The sequence below is a fragment of the Dysgonomonas hofstadii genome, from assembly GCF_014196915.1.
GTDB classification, from domain to species: domain Bacteria; phylum Bacteroidota; class Bacteroidia; order Bacteroidales; family Dysgonomonadaceae; genus Dysgonomonas; species Dysgonomonas hofstadii.
Genome location: NZ_JACIEP010000008.1, coordinates 108,555 through 131,524 on the forward strand (window position 1 = coordinate 108,555; position 22,970 = coordinate 131,524).

General features: G+C 36.6%; 21 protein-coding genes and 1 pseudogene. 3 read left to right on the forward strand and 19 right to left on the reverse strand.

The features are described from left to right. Positions 1–7 precede the first annotated feature (7 nt). The 19 genes from GGR21_RS12250 to GGR21_RS12340 all read right to left on the reverse strand — a co-directional run bounded on the left by GGR21_RS12250 (position 8) and on the right by GGR21_RS12340 (position 20,197). Entirely contained in the window at positions 8–1,318 is a 1,311-nt protein-coding gene (locus tag GGR21_RS12250) for an ATP-binding protein (protein WP_183307519.1), read from the reverse strand. Next, entirely contained in the window at positions 1,315–2,349 is a 1,035-nt protein-coding gene (locus tag GGR21_RS21045) for an eCIS core domain-containing protein (protein ID WP_183307520.1), read from the reverse strand. Before GGR21_RS21045 ends, GGR21_RS12250 begins: the two co-directional genes overlap by 4 nt. A gap of 49 nt (positions 2,350–2,398) precedes the next feature. Beyond that, a complete protein-coding gene (locus GGR21_RS12260) occupies positions 2,399–4,435 on the reverse strand; it encodes a contractile injection system tape measure protein (protein WP_183307521.1) in 2,037 nt (678 codons plus the stop codon). Further along, positions 4,432–5,859 (reverse strand): hypothetical protein, encoded by a 1,428-nt coding sequence (locus GGR21_RS12265; protein WP_183307522.1) that lies wholly within the window; start codon positions 5,857–5,859, stop codon positions 4,432–4,434. The genes GGR21_RS12260 and GGR21_RS12265 overlap by 4 nt, the downstream gene beginning before the upstream one ends. Positions 5,860–5,861: 2 nt before the next feature. Continuing rightward, positions 5,862–6,617, reverse strand: coding sequence for a hypothetical protein (locus GGR21_RS12270; RefSeq protein ID WP_183307523.1), 756 nt, complete (start codon positions 6,615–6,617; stop codon positions 5,862–5,864). After that, the gene (locus tag GGR21_RS12275) at positions 6,590–9,769 is read right to left on the reverse strand and encodes a hypothetical protein (RefSeq protein ID WP_183307524.1); all 3,180 of its coding nucleotides are present in this window, start codon (positions 9,767–9,769) and stop codon (positions 6,590–6,592) included. The genes GGR21_RS12270 and GGR21_RS12275 overlap by 28 nt, the downstream gene beginning before the upstream one ends. 5 nt (positions 9,770–9,774) lie before the next feature. Beyond that, positions 9,775–10,182: a GPW/gp25 family protein gene (locus GGR21_RS12280; RefSeq protein ID WP_183307525.1), complete on the reverse strand. Its 408-nt coding sequence runs from the start codon at positions 10,180–10,182 to the stop codon at positions 9,775–9,777. 3 nt (positions 10,183–10,185) lie between these two features. Beyond that, positions 10,186–10,485, reverse strand: coding sequence for a PAAR domain-containing protein (locus tag GGR21_RS12285; protein ID WP_183307526.1), 300 nt, complete (start codon positions 10,483–10,485; stop codon positions 10,186–10,188). A gap of 43 nt (positions 10,486–10,528) precedes the next feature. Then, the gene (gene vgrG / locus GGR21_RS12290) at positions 10,529–12,319 is read right to left on the reverse strand and encodes a type VI secretion system tip protein VgrG (protein ID WP_183307527.1); all 1,791 of its coding nucleotides are present in this window, start codon (positions 12,317–12,319) and stop codon (positions 10,529–10,531) included. Beyond that, on the reverse strand, positions 12,303–12,980 hold the full coding sequence (locus GGR21_RS12295) for a CIS tube protein (protein ID WP_183307528.1): 678 nt from the start codon (positions 12,978–12,980) through the stop codon (positions 12,303–12,305). The genes vgrG and GGR21_RS12295 overlap by 17 nt, the downstream gene beginning before the upstream one ends. A gap of 2 nt (positions 12,981–12,982) precedes the next feature. Beyond that, complete coding sequence (locus tag GGR21_RS12300; protein ID WP_183307529.1) at positions 12,983–13,144, reverse strand: hypothetical protein; 162 nt, start codon at positions 13,142–13,144, stop codon at positions 12,983–12,985. A 2-nt stretch (positions 13,145–13,146) separates the two neighbouring features. After that, positions 13,147–13,602: a phage tail protein gene (locus tag GGR21_RS12305; protein ID WP_183307530.1), complete on the reverse strand. Its 456-nt coding sequence runs from the start codon at positions 13,600–13,602 to the stop codon at positions 13,147–13,149. Between the two features lie 9 nt (positions 13,603–13,611). After that, positions 13,612–14,055, reverse strand: a complete 444-nt coding sequence (locus tag GGR21_RS12310) for a phage tail protein (RefSeq protein WP_183307531.1) — start codon at positions 14,053–14,055, stop codon at positions 13,612–13,614. 36 nt (positions 14,056–14,091) lie between these two features. Next, positions 14,092–15,726: a phage tail sheath family protein gene (locus GGR21_RS12315; RefSeq protein ID WP_183307625.1), complete on the reverse strand. Its 1,635-nt coding sequence runs from the start codon at positions 15,724–15,726 to the stop codon at positions 14,092–14,094. Positions 15,727–15,743: 17 nt separating this feature from the next. Next, a complete protein-coding gene (locus tag GGR21_RS12320; protein ID WP_183307532.1) occupies positions 15,744–16,472 on the reverse strand; it encodes a hypothetical protein in 729 nt (242 codons plus the stop codon). Positions 16,473–16,486: 14 nt separating this feature from the next. Continuing rightward, entirely contained in the window at positions 16,487–17,035 is a 549-nt protein-coding gene (locus GGR21_RS12325; RefSeq protein ID WP_183307533.1) for a DUF4255 domain-containing protein, read from the reverse strand. 99 nt (positions 17,036–17,134) lie between these two features. Next, positions 17,135–18,769, reverse strand: coding sequence for a hypothetical protein (locus tag GGR21_RS12330; protein WP_183307534.1), 1,635 nt, complete (start codon positions 18,767–18,769; stop codon positions 17,135–17,137). 29 nt (positions 18,770–18,798) lie between these two features. Further along, complete coding sequence (locus GGR21_RS12335; RefSeq protein WP_183307535.1) at positions 18,799–18,951, reverse strand: hypothetical protein; 153 nt, start codon at positions 18,949–18,951, stop codon at positions 18,799–18,801. Positions 18,952–19,108: 157 nt separating this feature from the next. Beyond that, a complete protein-coding gene (locus GGR21_RS12340) occupies positions 19,109–20,197 on the reverse strand; it encodes a helix-turn-helix domain-containing protein (RefSeq protein WP_183307536.1) in 1,089 nt (362 codons plus the stop codon). Positions 20,198–20,428: 231 nt separating this feature from the next. Here GGR21_RS12340 and GGR21_RS12345 point away from each other — a divergent pair. The 3 genes and pseudogenes from GGR21_RS12345 to GGR21_RS12355 all read left to right on the forward strand — a co-directional run. After that, positions 20,429–20,674, forward strand: a pseudogene (locus tag GGR21_RS12345) (tyrosine-type recombinase/integrase); the annotation flags it as partial. Between the two features lie 341 nt (positions 20,675–21,015). Then, complete coding sequence (locus GGR21_RS12350) at positions 21,016–22,038, forward strand: SPFH domain-containing protein (RefSeq protein ID WP_183307538.1); 1,023 nt, start codon at positions 21,016–21,018, stop codon at positions 22,036–22,038. Then, positions 22,035–22,955, forward strand: coding sequence for an NAD(+)/NADH kinase (locus GGR21_RS12355; protein ID WP_183307539.1), 921 nt, complete (start codon positions 22,035–22,037; stop codon positions 22,953–22,955). The genes GGR21_RS12350 and GGR21_RS12355 overlap by 4 nt, the downstream gene beginning before the upstream one ends. Positions 22,956–22,970 lie beyond the last annotated feature (15 nt).

Here is a 22,970-nt window from a genome sequence, read left to right on the forward strand (position 1 = left end):
ATCTGTTTTATCTTTCAATATCTATTATTCTACCTTCTTTCTGAATTTCTCTTTTAATGGATGCCTTTAATATATCAGCGTCCAAATATTTGTTATCACTATTGTATAATTTTATTGCACATTGCTGTATAACGTTTACAATACTACCTCCTGATAAGGTATATCGAGAAGCAACCTGTAGTATATTCCCTTTGACATCCGAAAGCCATTCGGCAGGAATCATTTTTTCCCATAATTCGTAACGCAAATGTTGATCCGGCATAGGAAAATGGATTATCGACTGAAAACGGCGAAAAAACGCATTATCTATATTTTCTTTCAGATTAGAGGCTAGTATTATTGTTCCCGAATGATCTTCGATGCGTTGCAACAGATAAGCTACCTCCTGATTGGCGTGTCGATCATTGGATGATTTGGTTTCGGTGCGTTGACCGAATAAAGCATCGGCTTCATCGAAGAACAGTATCCACTTTTGATGTTCGGCTTTGTCAAAGACTTTAGCCAGATTCTTCTCTGTTTCCCCTATATATTTGGACACAATCATAGATAGGTCTATACGATACACATCCATACTGTTTTGTTTACCCAGTAAAGCAGCTGTCAATGTCTTTCCTGTGCCCGGTGGGCCATAAAACAAACAACGGTAGCCTGGTTTTATAATCCGGTTGAGATTCCAAGATTTGCGTATTTCTGATTGATGTTGAAGCCATTGGTTGATATCATTTAGTTCTTCGTGTAAATGCCAGGGAAGTACCAAGTCGTTCCATTCCAAGGGCGAAGTGATTCGTTTGGCAGGGAATTGAGAATTATATTCCGGTTCGTAGCTGGTTTGGAAAAGTACTTTTGCCAACACTTCACCCGAAACAACAAGCCGCCCACTCAGAAATGGCTCTCCTTCACCTTGCCCTTCCAACCTGAGGATATTTTCTTTATAAAACCAATGTTCTTTGCTGAATAAATAATAAATAGATGATTCTAATTCTTTCCTAATTTTCGCTAACTGGGTCAGTAAGAATGCAGCAGTCTGTCCTGTGGGGAGAAAACCTCCATGTAAAGAGCCTTGGCAACCTCCAAATTCGGTATAGTACCGATCATAGTCTTTGTTTTTGAAAAAGAAAATATCAAGTGTTTCGGAACTAAGGTGAGGCATCAATGCAAGTGATAGAATAACTTGCTCTTCAAAGGTGATTGCCTGTTTTTGTGGGATAAAAGACTGGAACCATTCATTTTTAAATGATGGGATCTTTTTTATCCTGTTTCCTTCTTTAAAGTAGAGGGAAAAAGATATTTGGATTATTTGCCGGAGGAAATCAATCATTTTTCATTATTTAGCTTTTCATACATTTCTTTCCTTTCTTCAGTATCCGTATTATAACCATCATCGAGATCTGTAGGGTTATCTATTTTTTTATTTTCATGTTTATGGTTCTGGTTACATTTCCAGCACAATGGTCGTAAATTATCAATATTAGAATATTCTTGTTTTATTTGCTCCGCTGTTTTACCAGTTAAAGAAGGGAGTTTTTTATACCAAGGAATAATATGGTCTAAATCTGCTGTAACTCGACGATGTTTTTTACCACTTTTACTCGTGTAAGGAATTTTGAGTTCTATTCCAAAACGATTCGTCAAATATCTTTTACAAACAGGGCAACGCCTTCTCCCCGAAGCATCTATTGGAGCTTTATTTAAAACTAATCGCCTTATTTTTCGTGAAAAAGTAAATCGGTATTTATTTCTTTCACCAGATGGAATGTAATCTCCATCAGCATCGGTAATAGATCTCCTTTTTATAGGGCGTCTTCTTTGTGTTTTTATAAATTGAATTGCAGATACATTTGATAAACTTCTTTCTCCCATCGCATCGGCCTCTCTCTCCAATTCCTCATTATCATTCACATTCACGCCTTTCAATTGCATGGTAGGTTGTACCCGTCCTTGTTTTTGTTGCACCACATGCCATGCTTCGTGAGGGAGATGTTCTTCTTGTCCGGAAGCAACATGAATATCTGTCCCCTGAGTGTAAGCCAATGCCAGCAAATGTGCAGGCTTAGAAGAATTATAATGCACACGGACATCATCCATACTATAACCCGACATGGTTTCGATACTTGATTTCAAGTTATTAGGAAGACCTGTCTGATTTGGAACGGGAGACAAGGCCTCCTGTCGCCGAACAACATTATCAAACTTTCCCTGCAAAATACTCTCGTCCTCATCTACAGATTCGCGTTGAACGGTGCAGTACTGCTGCAATACAGTACTCAAGGAAGCTTGATTTACCGCTTTCGCTTTATTTTGTACCACACGCAATTCCTGTTTGTTGGGCTGTCGGATTTGTGTTCTCATCTTTTAATATATTTAAAGTCACTAATTTCAGTCAATTATCTAAATGGTATTATCTCCATCTAACCTGTATCACCTGTCTCATCCATAGAAACTTAACAGTACGAAAATTCCACGGTACAGAATCCAATAATACATCATACGCTTTAGATTCTACAGTGAGTAATATACTGTCATCTTTAAATTCCAATTTGCCTTCGCGTTGCAAGAAAGCTTCCCGAAGTCCAGCCAATGAGGTATTTCTTAGTTTCTCCCAATGTTGGAGTACACTTTTTAACAAATACTCTGCATGAGAGCATTCTTCTTCGGTTAACTCTATTGTTTGAGGTATCGATTGTTCGTTATCCAATGCAACGAGAATCTTATTCAATACCAATTCGTGTTCGGGATATAGGTCCTTATTTTTACCAAACACAAGATATTGTAGTAAAAAAGCAGCATGTATTTGTTTATCTTTACCTTTAAATTCTTTATTTTCTATAAAAGATAAAAGATCGAACAAGCGGGATAAAAACGGTGCAATAAGAATCAATCCGGCATTATTGATGTATATGCTTGCCTGTTCTTTTGGTTTTGTAGGGTAAGGGCCAGCATTCGCTTTTTCCTCAGCCTTCACTTTATCAGATAATGAACTGGGATGCATCTTGTCTTTTTTCACTTTTTCACCACTATTTCTTCTTTCTTCCTTATTCATATCCTTTATCTTTATAAGATTTGTTTTTAATCCATTGATAATATATGCTGTTTCATTCTTCAAGCCAATTTTTTGAATATATTCAGAAAAATAGGTCAAAACCAAACTCATATCTAAAGTGTAATGAGTAACTATTCTTTTCAGTACTTCGTAAATAAAATATTGACGATTGAACTTCCATGCTGGATCGCTTGCCAACAAGGAAAAGATTACCAACCACAGCGATAATCGTATTTTCAAACCTGCCTTCTTTATTAATTTTTTTGCATCCCAGAAATTCTCAAAAGTTTTAACGTAAGAAAAGACAAATGCCCTTTCTTGCGGGATGAAGATTTGAAGTAATTTTTCTATTTCCTTGTCACTTACCGATTGAAGGAATAAGAGGCAAGCCTCATTATTGGTAAGTATGCTCTTAAAAGCCGCTATCTCTTCATCACTTAAACTTTTCTCCGAGTCTTCTCTGAGCTTTTCAAGTAAAGCCGAACAATATTCAGGTATATTCAATTTTGACTTTTGTAATTGTCTTTCTTCCCATGCTTGTTTTAGTTCCAGTAAAAGAGATAATAAGCTTGTTGATGGCTGTATTTCTGAAGAATGGCTTTTAAGTTCGGATGCAATAATTTGCAATAAATAGTCATAAGTGATATTATGCCCTGTGGCTAACCGGGTAATGGTATGCTCCAAAAAGGTTTTCCGGTTGAAATGAGAGCCAGCATCATTCAATAAATAACTGTATACAATTTTCCATACAAGGTGACGATGTTCAGTAAGTGGGATAACTGGATTTTCTATTTGTTTGTACCGATTGATTAAAAATCGCACATAGCTACAAATAAAAATACTTTCAGCCGATTTCAGCAAGCTGGTTCCAGCTTCTAATGCTTGATCTCCTAACTGATAGGTAAGACGTTCTTGTAATCCGGAATAGTGTCCGTATGTTTGCAGAAATTGTTTCAGATCTTCAGATTTGGTTTTAAACACCTCCATGAAGAGGGTCTGAATGTCCCGATATGGAGTCGGAGTATGCCATGGTAATGTTCCGTGAAGCAGAAAATAAAAAAGCAGATCAGAAATACTTTCCGAATGACTTATTTTCTTGACAATGGTTTGTGCTTGCTGAGGATGGTGTAAGCATTTCAATAAGGCCTCTTCCATCTTTTCCCTGAGGATTATTGGAAATTTTTCATCGAACTCATCTTCGAGTAACGTTCCTATTTCAATATCCAATTGCTTTATTTCAATATAATCGGATTGAATATCATGACGGATTAATATTTCATCGGCAATATGTTCGAATTTTTGAGCAAAGAACGTATCCCAACGGCTATAGAGCGATTGGGCAAATTGCTCGTTTTGCATGGAAAAGTCGAATTTTATTCTGCCGATCTTATTCATTGTATCGATAATAAGTTTCTTATTTCATTAGAATAATCCGTTATCTTAACACTACCGTCAGTTGCCCAGGCACTACGCCAATTGAAATAGGTTCTCTTGAACCAAGTCATTTTTTCAGGATTCAACCATTGCTGATCAACCGCAATATGTGCGGGTAAACGATCTTTAAATAGTTCTATATACATTTCTTGTTGTCTGAATTGATCTATCCAGTCTGGAAATACGATTGTCAGTTTATTGGGTTCGCCCGGATTTTGTTTTTCATCTATCAAAAGAATATGTTCAATTACATAAAATGTTTCGTTAACTTTATTTGATAGGTTTCCCATAAGCAAGCAGACAAACTCCTCAATACCGGATCTGCTTTCCGTATCCAATAAATCAAAAGAGCGAAAGCGAATAGTATTCATTCTTGGCATATTGTGAATAAGTTCAACTCTCCGAGAGTTTCGTTCAATCGGGTCTTGAATATTATTCACATAACAATAAGTATCCTCTCCATACATTCTGTCCAAATAATCGAAAAAATATTCTTTTTGTTGTGCTTTATCCTTTTGATCAAATACTTGAGCCTGTTCCAGTCTGGTACAATCCAATAATATTTCAATATCTTTTATCTGTACGTCAGCCTGAAATTCAGAAAAACCGTTAGAAGAGAGTTCCATTAATTGGCGGATTGACAGTATCTGCTGATTAGCTCCCGACAATAGGTAGTCATAAATAAGCAAATATGCTTTTAACTGCAACGATGCAGATTTGCGCTCAGGAGACGCATCCGGAGCTAAGCCTTTTTCATTGATACCATAACAATCGGGGAAATCGTATTGAACTGAACGATGATGCAAATTCTCTTGTAGTGAAAATGTTAGAGAAATATCAACCGGATTATATGTAATATCTTCTTTTTTAGGAATTGAATCAACTTTTTGTTCTAACGATGCTTCAATTATAATTTCTAAAACGTTTTCACACAAATTACGATTTCTATGATATAATGCAGCAACCCCGCTTCTTAAAAGATTTTTATCTGAGTTTGGCGTAACTTTGAGCCAAATAGTGTACAAAGAGTTATTAACAGTTATACTACAAGATATTACCTCTTCGAAGGTCTCCAGAATTAAAGAACTGTAATCATTGGGTGTAACAATAGTTGAAGCAAAAATGACCTCTGGGGGAAATAATCCAATATTTTCATCTGAATATTTTTTGTTTCCGGCATCGATGAAGTATTCCTCTAATGGTAATCCGCAGGAGTATTCCAGTTCAAGAAGTGCATAGTTCAAAATGTCCATGATTGTTACTCCCGGATCATGATCGTTAAAATCTGTCCAACGATTTCCACTCAGTCGTTGCAGCATCTCCAATGATTCCTCCTGCAACCGTTTATAAGAATTGTTTTCCTTATTTCTCTTTTGTATAAACATTCTTATTCCATTAATGGGTTATCCCATAATTTAGCTATCTGAAATTTGATATTTGTGCCTTCGTTGTACTTAAAAAAAGTTTTGATTTGAAGTTGACAGGTAAATACACCTTCCATTTTAACCCATCGTAAGCAAAGTCTGTTGCCCCATAATCCGTAGTTAGAGCGAGTCTTTTTTATTTGAGGGCGACTTCCAAAACAGTGGATTGCAGTAGCAACCAACAAGGCATGACGACCACAATTCGGATCTCCGCATCCGGCAACTATTTCAAAGGCCCAGCAACCATCTTGCAAATCAGATCTTTCACCCAACATATCATGCCATCGACCATCGGCTGGTACTTCACCCGTAATATAGCTGCCTTTTCTCCCTTGATAGTTGATCAATCCATTGAACTGAGTTTCATGCCCGGTAGATTTTTTACTTTCTGATTTACTGATCTCATGCTTGATTATCATTGCTGGAGCTATGTTTCCTTCTTTGCATCGCCTAATTTCCAAATTGCCCGAGTCTCTGTTTAATGCCACCTGCCAATGTAAAGACTTATCGTCATCTTTCCCTGTATTATTTGTAAAAGCTGATATAATCACACCGTCATCATTTATTGGGGTAAGTCCCATACCGATTGTAGGCGAACCTATAAATCCGTCATCCATGGTATTCAACGAAGAATCAATCAAATCATCAAATGCTTGTTGAGACGGTTTCTTCCCTTGTTCAAAATATTGTTTTAATGTTTTTCTATCTTTTGCCGGCATATTATAAAGTTTTCATTTATTTCCATTTCATTAATGCCAAACTCAACCGCCCCTTCTGCATTATCCGGTTCCAATACAACAATTGTATGATTCTGTGCGGGGACCAGTATAGTTTGGCGGAACTTAGGAAATACAATTTCAGTACTTTTTGTATATTCCTGGATATTGTATTTCCCATCCTTATCTATATAAACCTGAACTACAGATAAAGATTTAATATCTTTTACTTGATGAATTTGTTCGATTTGGAGGTATAATTGGTCTATTCTGAAAGAATGGCCAAACATTGGTGTTCCACCGGTATATTGCCAAGGAGCTATCAGCTTATTCACACTCTCTCTGATATCGGTCCTTATTACAGCATCTGATATCTCGGGATAGTTGACTTTATCAAAATGTAATTCACAACGAACTAATATTTGTTCATATACAGGATTGATAACATCTATTTCTTTTACATTTATAGAAGTTCTGTGTTTCAGATAATCCTTTATTTGTAGTAATCGGGCTGATGGTATACGAGGCTGGCTTGATAATGCAATATCAGATATTACGGGAGCAACTACTAATATTATTTTTCCCGGCTTTTCTTCAAAAACTTTCGCATCATAATTACACAAACATTTTACTTTACTTACATCAGGAAATGCATTCAAAACTATTCGTTCATAGTCCCTCGCAGTAACAGCTTTTCCCCTGTGAGAGACATGTTCAGATATACGAATCATTTTGCAGACTTTATTTTCTTCAGTAATTCCTTCGCTGAAAGGAGCCATCTGTTCGATCTTGCTGATTTTCGGAATATTTATTTCGGAGGTATTCAGTACAAATTTTTTATCCAATATGTTGGTTACGAATTTTTTATCCCGATATACCTCCGCTACATTTGTCTTTATTTGATTGATTCCGGAAATATTTTCTTTTTTATCAACAATCCCTGCTCTCAACCAGACTAACCCATTTTTATCGCGCAAATTTTCATTCGAAATTTCAGGAAGATATATATTTATCTGTCCGCTGTTAAAGAAATTTTTGGTTGTATCTTTATATACCGAATCATCCGGTAATTTTACCCAATGGTGCCCATTCCCCCAATACCATTGAACAGTAGGCATTTCTACGGAATCTTTTGCTCCATCCTGTGCGAGAAAATCAAAATAAAACCGGATAGTTTCGTTTCCTTTTATATTCTTCAATCCAAGTAGGATATTAGCATCTGTATCAAGTGAATACAGAAAAGGAATTGGTCCATTATTTTTATTTGGATGAACCGGTATTTGTCCTAACGGATAAATATGCGACAAGGTTGAATAACAATTGTTTTTTTTGCGCATATCAATTACATCTACAGAACTATATGATAGTGTTACTCTTTCGATTAAAGGGGTAATTGGTGGGTTGAGCAGTTTCGTTTTACTCTTTTTCAATGCTCTCTTTATGATTTGTTCGGGAAAAAGAGCTCTGTATTGTTTTTCGCCAAAACCCATTTTCGGTTCTTCGAGTATAAATCTGAAAAATCCCGATTCAGACAAAATGTTATAATCATATTCTTCTTCTGAAACCATTGAAACCATTAGTGGTTTCATCTCTGTTAAATCGATTTGGCTCAGCAGACTTTCATCTGATAGTTGCCTATCCGGCATGGTATTACCATTTTGACTCTTTGTTTTAGTAGAAAATAGAAAAACAGACTTTTGAGCAGAAGCGATCTTCCATTTATAATTAGCCAAATATTGCGGTTGAAGTTTGAATGAACAATTATCTATCGCTTGGTTATATTCATTGTAATAATCTGATAGTCCTCCTTTGTTTTCAGGTAGTTGTTGCCACTGTATTAGCACATCTGCTCTCTCCACATTTTTTAGTGCCATTTCATAATTACCTATAGTGAAATAAGAACCCTGTTCGGTATTGATTCCAAAAGGTGAAAAAGGGGTTGAATTATCAACTTTACCCAGTTCGTTGTAAAATGATATATTACTAATCCCCGAAACGTTTATCTTAATTTCTAATTTGACTATATTTAGGTCTTTAATCCAGCAATATGGATACAGCCAAGAATCATGATTAAGCAGGATTCGTAAGGTTGGAAATCTTGTTTCTATTTGATGACCGGATAGATTACAGGCTGTTGTAGCAGGAAAATCGTCTGGCAGTTCGAATGAAATAACCAGAAAATCCTGTGCGTTTTTATTTTCTTTATATTTTAATGATATAGTATTTACATTTGTACTGATAATCTTTTCCCAACCAGTAGATGTGCTGATTTCCAAATAAAAAATGTTTTTTAATAATTTATTCGTAAGTAATCTGTAAGCTTCTTCATCTGTCAAACTAGCATCATTTTCTTGAACATGCTTCAATAATTTATTCTGTATATTATCAAAAGATGATACATTTTCTGTCTTAAAAGATAAAGAGACAGACCTGACCCCTTCTCTTAGCAATAAGGATGGAGATGAAATTTGAATACCTAAAGGGTGTGATATTTCCGGATTCCCTGTTTCGTCAAAAAGCATCCGGTTTGTAAGTTTATCAGTTAATAGGTTAATTGTTTTTAATACGACAGGAACATCTAACGAATTGGCCGGGTATATTTCTGCATTCTTTACAAAATGTAAAGAATAAGCCTGATCGATTATAGCATCTGTAACAACCATTTTTTCGGTAAGGCAATAATATATTTTATTTTGAGGATTGGCATTATCATGTGTAAAGCGAGTTCCTGGAAGGAGTTCAATATCACCCGGAATATCTTTGACAAACGAAATCCATGTTTTGTCCGCCTTGGGTTCTTGCGATGCAACCTGCAAAATATTATTAAAATAATGGTGGTGGAAGGTTTTCCATCTATCGTTAAACGCCTGCAAAATCTTATGTAAATGATCTAAAAAAGAGTATAGTAATGCTTGGGATGGCTCCATGTTTCCCGAGAAATCAGGAATGATGTCATATTCGCGAATGGTCTTAAGTTCATTCAGCAAATCGTCGAAATAACCGGCATATTCACCTTTCGAATCAACATAGCGTATCATATCGGCAATAGTGCCAGACTGGCGTAAAAGCGACTGTATGTTACTTTCTGTCACGGCAAATGGTTTGAGCGATTCAATCCGCTGCCTACGTTCGATTTGGCTTAAACCATTACTCATAACTGTTATAAATTAGTTCCCTCTTTGAAGTAGAACGGATATACTTTATTACTTCTATTGTTGGTCTGCCTTACTTTGTAATCAATATTGATCCAGAGAATACCTTCGGATATGTCGGTAGTTCCTAAATGAATATTCTCTACATCTATCCTCGTCTCGAAAGATATGATTGCCTGTCGTATCGAATCAATAATCAAGGTTTTTGTCGAAAGATTTATTTCTTCGAATGCCCACTGTCGGATACTGCATCCATAATCGTACCTGAAAATTCTTTCACCCGGTGTTGTTCCAAGTAGTATTTGTAAGCTTTCCTTTATATCTTCCTCCAAACTGACCATAGATGCTCCATAACCCTTGATAAATCGTGGAGGGAATGTCCAGCCCTTCCCTATATAAGATTCATTGTCATTCATATATCATCCTCCTATTATTACTGTTGGACATCCTATAACAATACTACCTCCATGCGCACAAAGGTCTGTTTGTCGCGCGGCAGGTTTTCCTCCTATCATTACGGTTGCTGATCCTTTAATAATCGTATCGGGAGGACCGACACATGTACAGGTATCTCCCATGGTAGCTGCCGGAAGACCTCCAATTAATACTGTCGGTACACCAGGTCCAACAATTGGGCCTCCCGCATGCGGAATTGGAGGAATACCCGGTGTTTGCATCGGACATACATGCATATCTGTAATTCTTGCGGCTAGTGGCATATTTTATTTAATTAAATCTGAATTATATAATAACCTTTTACGGTCAGTTAATTATTACCATTGCCCCCTTTACAACCGTTTGTCCCGACGCAGATATTTCTGCTTTAGCTACACCTTTGGCAGTCAGTGCTGCATTGGCTTTCAAGTCAATATTTTGGCCTTGAACAGATATTTTGGATTTGGCCTTCATGGTCATATTAGCTGCTGTATCTGCTTCGATATCCGTTTTAGATTTTATAGTAACGGATTCGGCTGAATCTATCAAAATTCCATTATTGTCCATTACTATTTTATTGCTATTCTGGTCTTCTAATATGATGCCTTTGGCATCATCGCTGAGCATGATTTTGTTGCCTCCTGGAGTTAATAGGGTAATTGTTTTATTTTCTTCTTCGAATTCGATTCTCATTTCAGATTTGGATACAAAAGCTCTGATTTTGTTTGCAGCATCTATCTCATAAGGGGGCTTTAGTTTGCTACTGTAAAGGCTTCCCAGAATAACTGGAAAACGAGGATCGTTATTGAAAAATCCTAAAATAACTTCATCGTCAATATCGGGAATGAAAAATGAACCATAAGAATTACTTGCGCTGAAATTTCCTAAACGTGCCCAAATTGTATCGCAGGTTGAATTCAGAAACGGGATTTTTACCAGAATTTTGTATTCTCCGTCCGGATCTTTATCCAATTGAACTACTTTCCCGATATACAGCCCTTGTATCCCCGGTAGCAACCCGGCTGCCGGAGGAAGAGTCAAATCCTGTTTTTGGGTAATATTCTGTGAGCCAATTCCCATTCCTACAGTTGTTATCCAACCCTCTTCATTGAATTCATGTTCAACCAATCCGATAAAGGCTTTCCCGTTAAAACGATCCCCTAAGCCATCCAGTTCTAATAGTTTTCCTGGAAGAGCTTTTGCATTTCCACAGAATTTACAAGTTCCGGTTATTATAGAAAGCCCGTTTTTTAATAGCTGGCTATCAGCCATTGCCTGTAGTTCAGCTTCATCCATATAACCAATTGTGGAAATTATTTCTGTTTCACCGTTTAATACGTCTGCTAACTTACCAATACTTGAATTTCCCTGTTTATTGAGTTTAGGTAATTTTCCTTCAACCACTTTCAGATTTTGGGTTTTAATATCCCATGCCTGTACTTTTACTTTACTGACTTGTTGGGTAGCACTGAGTTTTCCGTCAAACTCAATCAAATCCCAACCATAGGTTACTTTCAATACCACTTCTCCGTTTAGCTCAGGTTTTCCTATATCAATTTTTTCTCCATCTGTGATAATGATTAATCCGTTTGACTGCGCTCGGGATAGAATGAAATCCCAGTCAGAACAAGCTCTTTGGAACAATTCTTTGTATTTAGTCTGTGTTGTTTCAATTGTTACTGATAGTGCACTGTATTTATTTAAAATTTCGGTTATTACTTCACTATCTTTTTTATCTTTGAATAACTTATCTTTCTTGACACGGGTAGTTAAATATGCATAATCCCGGCAATCCACATACAAACTACATTCATTCTCTCCCTGTATTTTTAATTGATGCGAGATGATAACACCTTCAAAAACCGATTCAACATCTTCTGCTCTGTATCCGGCATGAATAGCAATCTTTTTCCCTGGAGCAAATGTTTCTTTATCGCTTTCAGGTATTTCTCCTTTCGGCATATCTCCGGCTTCGAAAATAAATAATGCCTTTCCTATCCGATTGATTTCTTTTTTTACAGTAAACGACATTAAACTAAATTCACTTTTGACTTCTTCTCCTTCACTGAATATTTTATAAGTCAACTGTCCGTCTAAAGCTTTATTGGGTGAATTCATCTTTTTTTACTAATGCGGGAAACATCAGTGATGTCCCTTGTTTTACATTTCTAAAACTAACCAAATGATTACATCTTGCTATATCTGTACAATAAGAAGCATCTCCATATATCCTATCGCACAACTGAGGTATGTTTTCATCGGCCTTAAGGGTGATTAATCGGGAAAGGTCCGGCGATCGTCTATTCTCTATCTTAGCAGCCTGCAATTTATCCATATAGCCTGTAAAAGAAAATGTGAGTTTTACCCTTAATGGACTTCCTGTAGGCGTAAATAAAGTATATTCGGAGTCAAGAGAATTCAACGTTCCTTTGAATATAAAGCTGCCCCAGCTTACTTTCAGATAGTACGGGCGGTGGATTTCCCCATCCATATTATACATGACTGCTTCCAGTTTTTCCATCTCTTTAACAATATCCTTGTTTGGCTCCAATGCTCCGGTAGCATCCAGTATTGTATCGAAACTGAATTCCACAGGTTTATGCCCAGCATATTTAGGAGCTCTAAACTGTCCGCCCAGTGAACCTTTAGATGTGAGTGCAATCTCTTTTTTATATTTAATTACAGCGGGATTTACCTGTAAAATGTATTCTGATTTACTCGCTCCTGAAAAATCTTGTTTCTCAAAGGCATATATAGTCATTTTAGCTAATTCATTCATGCTTACCGTTCTTTTTCCCAAGTTGTTTTATGATCATTCTTCTCCTGCAGTTCTTTCAGTATTTGTTTTTTGAGTTGAATAATCACTTTTTCTGTAATTTTTGGATCTGTTGGATGCTTTTCTACTGTTGTTCTTACGTATATTTCTTTGATTATTATTGTCATGCCTATACTCTTTTAAGGATCTCATAAACCAATTCGAACGATTCTATCAAAACACTGTTTTTTTCAGAATCCAACGAATCTACTTCCCATTTCACGGGATAGGCTTTGTTGCAGATCCAGTTGTATACAGGTTCATGTTCTTCGTTTAAAAGTGATATTTTTACATCTCTACGAGTGATTAGTTGATTAAAGTTACCTTCAAAGGTTTGATTAACCCATCGGATCAACTCATTTTCAATTAGTATAACTGCACCTTTAAGTATCAGATTACTGTGTTTGATCTGCTTGGGCAACTTGTGTTCAAAATCGTTAACACCACCTTCAGCTATATTTTCCAATTCCATCTCAAAGTTGAATCCAGAAGCTTCTTTAAAAGAAATAATTCCTATTTTGGGTTCTCCCGAAAACTCTACTTGAAAATGAAATGAAACAGGTAGCATCCAATTCTGATTTGACATACAATTAAATTAGCTGATAATTATTCCTTCGTGAGCAATTTCCATAGTTTCCACGGCCACTTCATTTCCATCGGATTTCAAATCAGTACCGGTAATTTTTGTTGGCCAAGCGTTGTTCAGCGTCCATGTTTGTGCGGGATTTCCAGATTCGTCAAGCAAACTGATAGTTACTGTTTGGCGTTCTATTGTATTCATTTTTATTTTATTGAACCAATCCCAAAAAGAATGATCGCCTTTGAATACGCCTTTTTTCAAGGTGACATTACTCGATTTCTTAATTCCCGGCATTTTTATTGTAGAAAACTCTTTACTGTTTCCGTGTCGGTATTCGATAACCTGAGCTTCGAGATCTAATCCGGAAACTTCCTGAAAGGAGCTTTCTTTTTCACCTATTTTTACTTGGAAATAAAATTTAGGTAATGGCCATAACTGTTCTTTTGCTTCTTCTGCCATGATTATATATTTAAGAGTTATTAAATCAGATGTTGATTAGCTTTTTTGCATTTGTTGCTGGAATGTAATTTCTATAAACTCAGCCGGACGGCTAATAGCAACCAGCACAGTAATGCGCATAATTCCCTCAAGTACATCTTCGGGTGTCATCGTTTCTCCTAAGCCTAAATGCACACTATAAGCGTCGTCAGGTGCAGCTCCGGCCAAACCTCCACGTTTCCATATTCCATTCAGGAAATTACCGATCATACTTTTCACACTAATCCATGTATTGGCTACATTCGGATCGAATACATAAATACGAGCTGCATTTTTGATCGACTCTTCAAGCATAATCATAGTTCGTCGGACATTAATGTAACGCCAATCTAACGAATTTCCATCCAACGTGCGGGCTCCCCACACTTTTATTCCTTCTCCGGTAAATGTTCTGATGGCATTAATTGCTTTTCCGCTAAGAGGTACATTCAGGTCTTCCTGCTCCTCATGGGTAATGTTTACGGTTGGGCCGATAGCATTAGCCACACTGACATTAGCAGGGGCTTTCCAGACTCCACGGGTATTATCGATCATTGTATAGATGCCTGCCATTGCTGCAGAAGGAGGGAGAACATTGATTTGTTGTGCCATATCCTTAATAAGCTCTCTGTATTCCGGACAAATATTTCTTAATGTCTCATGAATAGATTTACGGTCTTGTATATCGGTTTCTGAGGAACCAAGATTTTTAATCAGGATTTCTAATTCTTTTTTCCTGTTTCCAATCCTCAACTGTTCTTTTCCGTCTTTTTCATTGCCAAGTAACTGATCTAATGGTTCTATTAATTTTTCTGTAAGAAAAGATACCAATGTTGCACGTGAATCTTCTTTACTAAAATATTCAAATGTGATATCATTTTCAGAAATGATCGACGTGTTTAGCCAGGGATAGTATGCAGTTCCATAATTCAGAAAATTAGCACCTATATCATCCCTGAAAGAAGTAATGACATCTTTATCTTTAAAAACACCTTCTCTGTAAGATTTTTCTTTATCACCCGAATAAATATCTAATATGGCAATCCGGTTTTTCATTTGATAACCACAGTGTTTAAGCATTGCTTCCTGTATTTCTTTGCAATCGCTCTTTTCCGAAAAATTAACAGCTTCAGGAATAACAAGCATGGTTGGCTCTTGCTCTTTGAGCAAAGTATCTATCCCGTTTAATATCTGTTTTTTGTCAGGCTTTACGTTATAATTCCCAACAGACACGATATAGCAAGAACCACCTCCGTTTGCAAAAAAGAATAATAGGTTGTAATAGAAAGTATATGTCCGGTCGTAAGTCACCGAGTATTCTAAGGCAGCCTTTTCTTCTTTCGTTGATGCCATTATAACTTTTTCTTTTGCCTGTATTTCAGCCTCATTTATATTCTCAGTTAAGAGAGCCGTAACCACATTTTCTTTTTTTACATTAAAAGAAAATTCAGGCTGAGGAGCACCTCCAAAATACGAATGGTATTCGGCCATAGATGTAATACGCCGAGGCTTATTTGTTAAATCTAAGCTACCGTTTCCAGCTTTTTCCGTATAACCGATAAAAGCCGGGATTGCAGTAGCAACTTCTACGACTGAACTGGGAAATGCGTTTTTTTCAATCACATATACTCCCGGTGTTTTCATTGCCATAATAAACTATAGGTATTAAATTAGTAATATACATAACTTGTTATTGCCTTTTTCTGTTTTAGAAGAGCACATGTTTCTGGTTTTGGAAAAAAAATATGATTGCTCAATATTCTTTCTCCACTATTTTTTTTCTCCCATAAACTAATTTGATATTCATATATTTCCTTCATTGCAATCTTTTCGGTAGTCATACAGATGAAAGCAGAGTCTTCTCCGGGCTGTTCGAATTTTTCGGTAGTAGTGAATATGAGTTTTCTATTGTTTTCACGGAGTTCAATTATGGCATCTCTTTTGGTATACTTAGGTATGAGTATAAATGCCCAATAAGCTTCTTTGCTTTGGATTTTTATCTGTATTTTTTTTGTTTCTCTTATCAGCTGGTTGGTTATAAGTATATGAAGGTTATATCGGACTATTTGTGATTTTTCGTTCCGAATCAGCCTCCAGTAATCACCATACAATTCTTCCGTACAACTGAAATAATTGAAGGCGCTATCTAAAGGTTTCAAATTGAACACCAATTGACATCTGTCTTCTCCTAATATAAGGGATGTCCGGTCTGTTTCATTTTCATCAAAGTCTGCCTTAATCAGTATCCATGTTATAGCATCTTGTTTACGCCATATTACACCTGCTTTTTTCAACAACAAATACGTTTCGAAAGACGGCATTAGTTCTATACCACATTTTCGTTGATGCTCAAAAAAAACATGGTCGACCTGTACCGTTATCCAATTTTTATATTGCATAGCTTCACTAAGTTTTAACCATCGATTTTTAACTCTTCATTGCCTATAGCTACAGACATATCTGATATTTCCTGTTCGTTTACAGTCAAGGCTCTCAATTTACATACTATTGAGGGGTGATATGTCCCCCCACAAATACTCCAGATATTAGATAATTCGTGAAATGAAAGATTAACCGGTTCAATAGACAATGTTGTTCCCGATTCTTGCAAGGTCAACATATGGTTTTTCTGAACGAAAGATAAAACACCGGATAGTATCTGAATCCCATCTTCATATTGTTTACCCTGAAAAATAGCGGCAAAGAGTATATAAATGTTGAGTTGCCAACTTGGAGCGCTTTGCCTGAATTGCCTACTGTCAACCTGTTTCCGGTTAAAACTAATCCCTGTTACTGTTTCCCGCTCAAGATTAATCATCGAAATTCCAATCCTATTAGCCGGAAATGTATTATCCGATTCTTTAGGTGAAGTCAGAAATGCGATGTCGTTTGTCAGTTTGAAACGGAGCCTCAGATAATCGTTGAGTAACCGAGTGATATATATCAGTGATTTGTGTAACATATTTCTAACTTGTTTCTGTTTCCTTCTCTATTGTATATGGTAAATATTGACCAGAATTAAAATAGCAGGGTCATGTACCCTGCTACCAAAGCTATACATCTAAAAATTACGTATCCAACGGATATTACCATCGTATGTTTTATCGTCCGCAGAACCACTACCATTCGCAAAAGTAAAACTATAATTTCTTTTATCTGATATTTCCGATGAAGATAAATACCAGTCTCCATTGCTACTGAAGGCATCTCCGTTTTTTGTTGTCAGTTTTGTATTGAATGCTTGGCGAGCATTTATGCACTCTGCCGAATCATAACCAGGCATATAACCTACCCAGTTCATAATACTCTCATAAACTCTGCCGTTGTACCCTGCATAAAGTGCGTTTAATTCATTCCGGGCGGGCAGATACCAAACTCCGTTTTCATTACCACCGTTTACTAAAGTATATATATGGAAGAATGCCGGATAATCAATATTAAAAGTAGGGCTTTCCCTATATTTAAGGATAAGGTTCCTGGTAGCAGCTGCTCCGTCTGTCAGGCTGCGGATGCCTGTTACACCGGCAGCTTGCTCATCATTTTCAAGGCCCCATTTTGAAATATAGGTTTCTCCTAATCCCACTACTTTGCCTCGAGTGCCAAAGCGGCCCGGCTTTAACCAGAATACAATACCTTCGGGGTTGGCATTGTCAGGCCAGTAATCGCCCACGGCGTAGGATGTCCCTGTTATTGCGTTAAGATCGCCACTGCCTACTTCTAGCTGGAAATAATAACTTTTGCCCTGCTCCATACCATTGGAAAGAAAATTGAGCGAAGTACCGATATTATATGTTTTAGTAACAAGATAGTTATTTGTCCCGTCCATAAAGGATAGTTCAATAATTAAGTCATCTGAACTTTCAAACGCATCTGTAGCTGTGGGTAATACAGCCATATAACCTTCACACTGGTTTTTTCCGTCTTTAGTTGAAAAATTTTGGGCATCACCTGTTAATTGTAAAGTCAAGCCCGGAACATTCGAAAGATTATCAACCGTGAGCAAAGCAGCATCAATATCAGCCAATTTGGCTTGAGTTGCGAACACTGCTTTGCCCGAGTTTAACTTTACATTAATATTTGCCAGTTTCAAATTATTGTCGCCCGAGTTATTCCAAACGGCAAAGCGGATCACCGAAGCCAGATGCTTGTAAGTGAGAGCTATAGGGCTGTTGCCGCCCACCGTTACGCTGCTTGCAGCTTTCATCAGCATATACGCCCCCAGATGCTCGGAGTTGGCCTGCGTTTGCATTTGATAAGCAGGCATGTTTACCGTCATAAAATCTATATAGTTAGTTCTTGTTTCCCATGCCGCAGTAGGGAAGAGGCCATAGGCAGTGTATTCGCCGTTGTCGATAATATCAGCTTGGACAACATTGAATGCGGCGCTGCTGCTTTGTACGCCTGCCGCTACATCAGCGCTATATTCAACTTTTTTATACTGAGTTTGATGGGTCATAGAACCATTTACGAAAAAGACAGTAGTGGCATCTCCGTTTGTCCAGTAAAACTTTTCACCGAATGTATAGTCATTATCCTCTATCACACCTGATTTTGTAGTCACATCATTTTGTTCTACTGTGGCAATCAATTGTGGTGCAAAGTTTTTATCATCAGGTTGCTCTGTTATTATTTCATTGTTACTGCACGCGCCAAAGAAAATAATACCTATTGATAAAAATAAATACAGTTTTTTCATATCAATTATTGTTTTGTATTTATTTTTATTTAACTCCAAGGTCTTCCTCCACCAGGATTATAATCTCCTCCACTTCCGCAAAGAATACCTTCTGTTTCCATTTCGATAATCTCAATAGCAGGTTTTTCGTAAACTTCTTTTACTTCTTTTTGCTTTTCAATTTGCTCTTCGATTGTTTTCATTTAGTAATTGATTTTATTTGTTGAAAATTGATTTTAACAAATATATACCAAAACCGTTTTCAGTATTTGACAAATCATACAATTATGTATTTTACGATTTGTTAAACACGCAAATAGACTCATCTGATGTTGTTTACGGAATATAAAAGAAGAGTTTTTAGTTTTCTTTTTTCCACTCAATGGGAGAGAAACCTGTAATTTTCTTAAATTGACGGCTAAAAGAACTGTGGTCGGCATAACCTAATTGGGTAGCAATATCGGCTATGGGAAAATTAGTTGTGTCTTTTAATAGTTTTTTTGCATCTTCAATACGTAATGTGTTAACCCATGCATTAAAATTCATCTGCATATTATTGTTGATATAAGCCGACAGGTAAGTCCGATTCGTATTTAGCGTGTTAGCTAAACTAACTATAGTAATATTAGACTCAGTGTAAGCTTTGGATTCGACCCATTGTCTGATTAATTGAGACAGGTTATTTTGTGTTTTGTCCCCGTTAGAGTCAGTAACAGTCTCTTCTCTCAGTATTGTTACTTTGTTAAATATATAAGGATAATTAATATATTTAACCAGAAAACAGGTATAAAAAGTGCCACATAATATCGCCACTACCAAATCGAAAACCGGATTAGGAAAAATAATAAGAGCCAAGGCTAAAATGCCGATGCCTAATGCAGAAAAAAAGACAATAGCTACCCAATTGAGATGCTTTGCCTCATCGCCCGAGAAGTAGTTGTCGGCAGCAGAATGGTATTGTTTATATTCCTTTACGAAAGTGTGTGTATAAAAAATTAATTGATACAAATAAAATGTAAGAAATGAATAGAATACGACTTTCTGAAAATAAGAGGCTGGCAGAAATAAGAAGAAGAAAGATAATATGCTAAAGGTCGAAATAGGTATTAATTGGCAGGTTAACCATCGTTTGGTAAAAAATGACGGATTGATTAATATAATAAGTGTATATGTAAATAGGAATGACTGAAAAGAACCTATTGTCAATGTTATAGCTGCAACTATAAACATATCGGACTCTGATGCATTCGGTCCGTTCATTATGGCATTTATTCCACTAAGTACTCCGAAAATAAGGTACGCATAAGCCATGGTTTTGCGTGATGCCCGATAATTATCCAACTCCGGAGTTGAAGGAATTGCTATGAGCAGCATCAGTAATGTCGAAAAGATAAGAATCAGTGGTATTGCTGCATTTACAATGTAAAATATGGTTCCAAAATCCAACATGCTCAATGTTTATTAGGGTGCAAATCTAATATTAAAAATTTGCAATTTTAACATGATGGGGAATTTTAATCAGATAGGTTCGAGATTAGGAATTATTCCTTATATTTGTGAATGGCTATTCGGCTTATGTAAAACTGTGCAAACACCAGTCCAAAAAACCGTTTCCAACTCGTTACCTCACTAAAAACCACTCTTTGTAACTGATTGATAAAGAGTTCATGTTTTCAAGAAAACTGCTCTCTGAAAGAAATTGCCGATTTGTGCCGTATAAAGAAGCAGCTCACGATACATTGCGGACGCCACACTTATGCGACTTCTGTCTATTTGGACAATGGGGTCAGTATCGAAAATGTGGCCAAAATGCTGGGACATTCAGATACCAAAATGACTCGCCACTATGCTCGTGTACTTGATAAGAGTATTTTGAAAGATATGCGTAAAGTGAATGAACGGTATAAGAATGACCAGTTTGAATAATAGACCATAATGAATCTAAATTAAATAAACTTATTAAATTTAGATGATGAAATCAAATTTGGGCTATGATTGCAGTGGCTGTAATTAGGCTACTAATCGATTAAATTTTAAAACATGAGACTATCCCCTTTACAGGATAGTCTCTTTTTTGTTAGAAGGCCTATAAATAAATGATAACAAATATTGTATTAGTATATATTATTTAGAGTTATTATAAATTAATTGTAATAACGTATTTCTTACGTTAATTTGCTTGCACATGAATTTATTTGATATAACTTTGTTTACGTAAATAATACGTTATTTAAGTTATATAGTAACAACAACTAAATTTTACAGTTATGCTTGGAATCAATCACAGCAAATTCGACTCGATGACCCATGTATTTTATTACAAAAATGGGATTTTAAAGAAAGAAGGACGCGGATTATCATTCTTCTATTTTGCACCAAACAGTGCAATTGTAGCTATCCCTATGGGTAGTAATGATTTACCATTCATTTTTCAGGAATCGACTAACGACTATCAAAAAGTTACGATACAAGGTCAGATAAGCTACAAAATAAGCAATCCTAAAATGTTGGCGGACGTATTGGATTTTACTGTAACTGATACAGAAACATATAAAAAGAATGATATTGAAAAGCTCAATCAGCGGATCATCAATGAAGCTCAGACTTCAACATCTTCTTTTATACACAATATCGGGTTGAAAGAAGCAATCCGTTCAGCCAAAGAAATGGAGCATCGTATTCTGGAAGGACTAAAATCTTCCGATGCCATTAATATGCTGGGAATAGAAATATTAGGTGCGAATGTCTTAGCTGTTCAGGCAACCCCTGAAATGTCAAAGGCTTTAGAGACAGAGACCCGTGAACGCTTGCAGCAGGAGGCGGATCAAGCGATATATGAAAGACGGAACTTTGCGGTGGAGCAGGAGCGTAAGATTAAAGAATCAGAATTGAATACCGAAATTGCCGTGGAAGAAAAACAAAAGCAGATTGATGAAAAGCGGATGGAGTCGGAAGTGCAGCGGATGGAAAACAATCGTAAACTACGAGAAATGAACATCGAGGCTGATATTGTAGTCGAAAATCAGCGCAAGATATTTATTGAGCAAAAAACAGAGAACGACAAAAAAGAAGCCGAGGTGCAGGGATTTCAGATTGAAGCAATGCTGAAACCATACAAGGAAATGGACTGGAGATCGTTAACTGCTCTGGCCGGACATTCTGACGCTCGTAACAATATTGCCCTTGCATTTCGCGAATTAGCACAAAATGCAGAGAAGATTGGTAACCTGAATATCAGTCCCGATTTGCTGGATTCTATTCTTAATAATGAAAGACCTGAGAAAAAATGAATATAGAATATGCAATCATAGTAAAGAATAAGACAAGGCTTGAGACTCTGGTTGAGCGCTTCAATACAAAGTCTCAGGCCAAGTTCTATATCGAACGGCTTGGCGGTGACTTTCACGACTATGAAATGGAAGATGATATTTTCCATGACTCTCTGAATTCGCTGCAGTCTCAGTTATCGAAGGTGATAAAACACAAGATTGTAGACCGAACCTATCTTCCATCTTATCTGTTCTCTGATAAAAATATGATTGTTGTAATCGGACAAGATGGTCTGGTAGCCAATACTGCAAAATATTCGCACGCGAGACCAATCGTAGCTGTAAATCCTGACAAACAACGTTATGATGGCATTCTTCTTCCTTTCGACACTACGAATTTTATCGATGGAGTTGAAAACGTCTTATCTGATAATTATCAATCCTTAAAAGTCAATTTTGCCGAAGCTCATCTAAATGACGGTCAACGTCTATTAGCTTTTAACGACCTTTTTATAGGAGCATCATCCCATATTTCTGCCAGATACAAATTGTCTTTTAATGAAAGTACAGAAGAACAGTCCTCCAGCGGGATAATTGTATCCACTCAGGCCGGCTCTACCGGATGGCTAAGCTCCGTATTCAACATGGCTTATGGAGTTACAGGTTTATTTGAAAAGAATATCAAGCCGAGACAACCTAAATTAAAAGAAAATCAACTCCTATTTGCTGTTCGTGAGCCTTTTAAGAGCATCCGTACACATGCTGATATTTCGGTAGGACTAATAAATAACCAAAAACATCTTCGCATAGAATCCCTGATGCCCACAGGAGGAATTATATTCAGCGATGGGATAGAATCGGATTTTCTACAATTTAACAGCGGGACTATTGCAACTATAGGAATTGCCAAGGAAACAGCTAATCTGGTAAAAATATAACACAAAATCAGTACA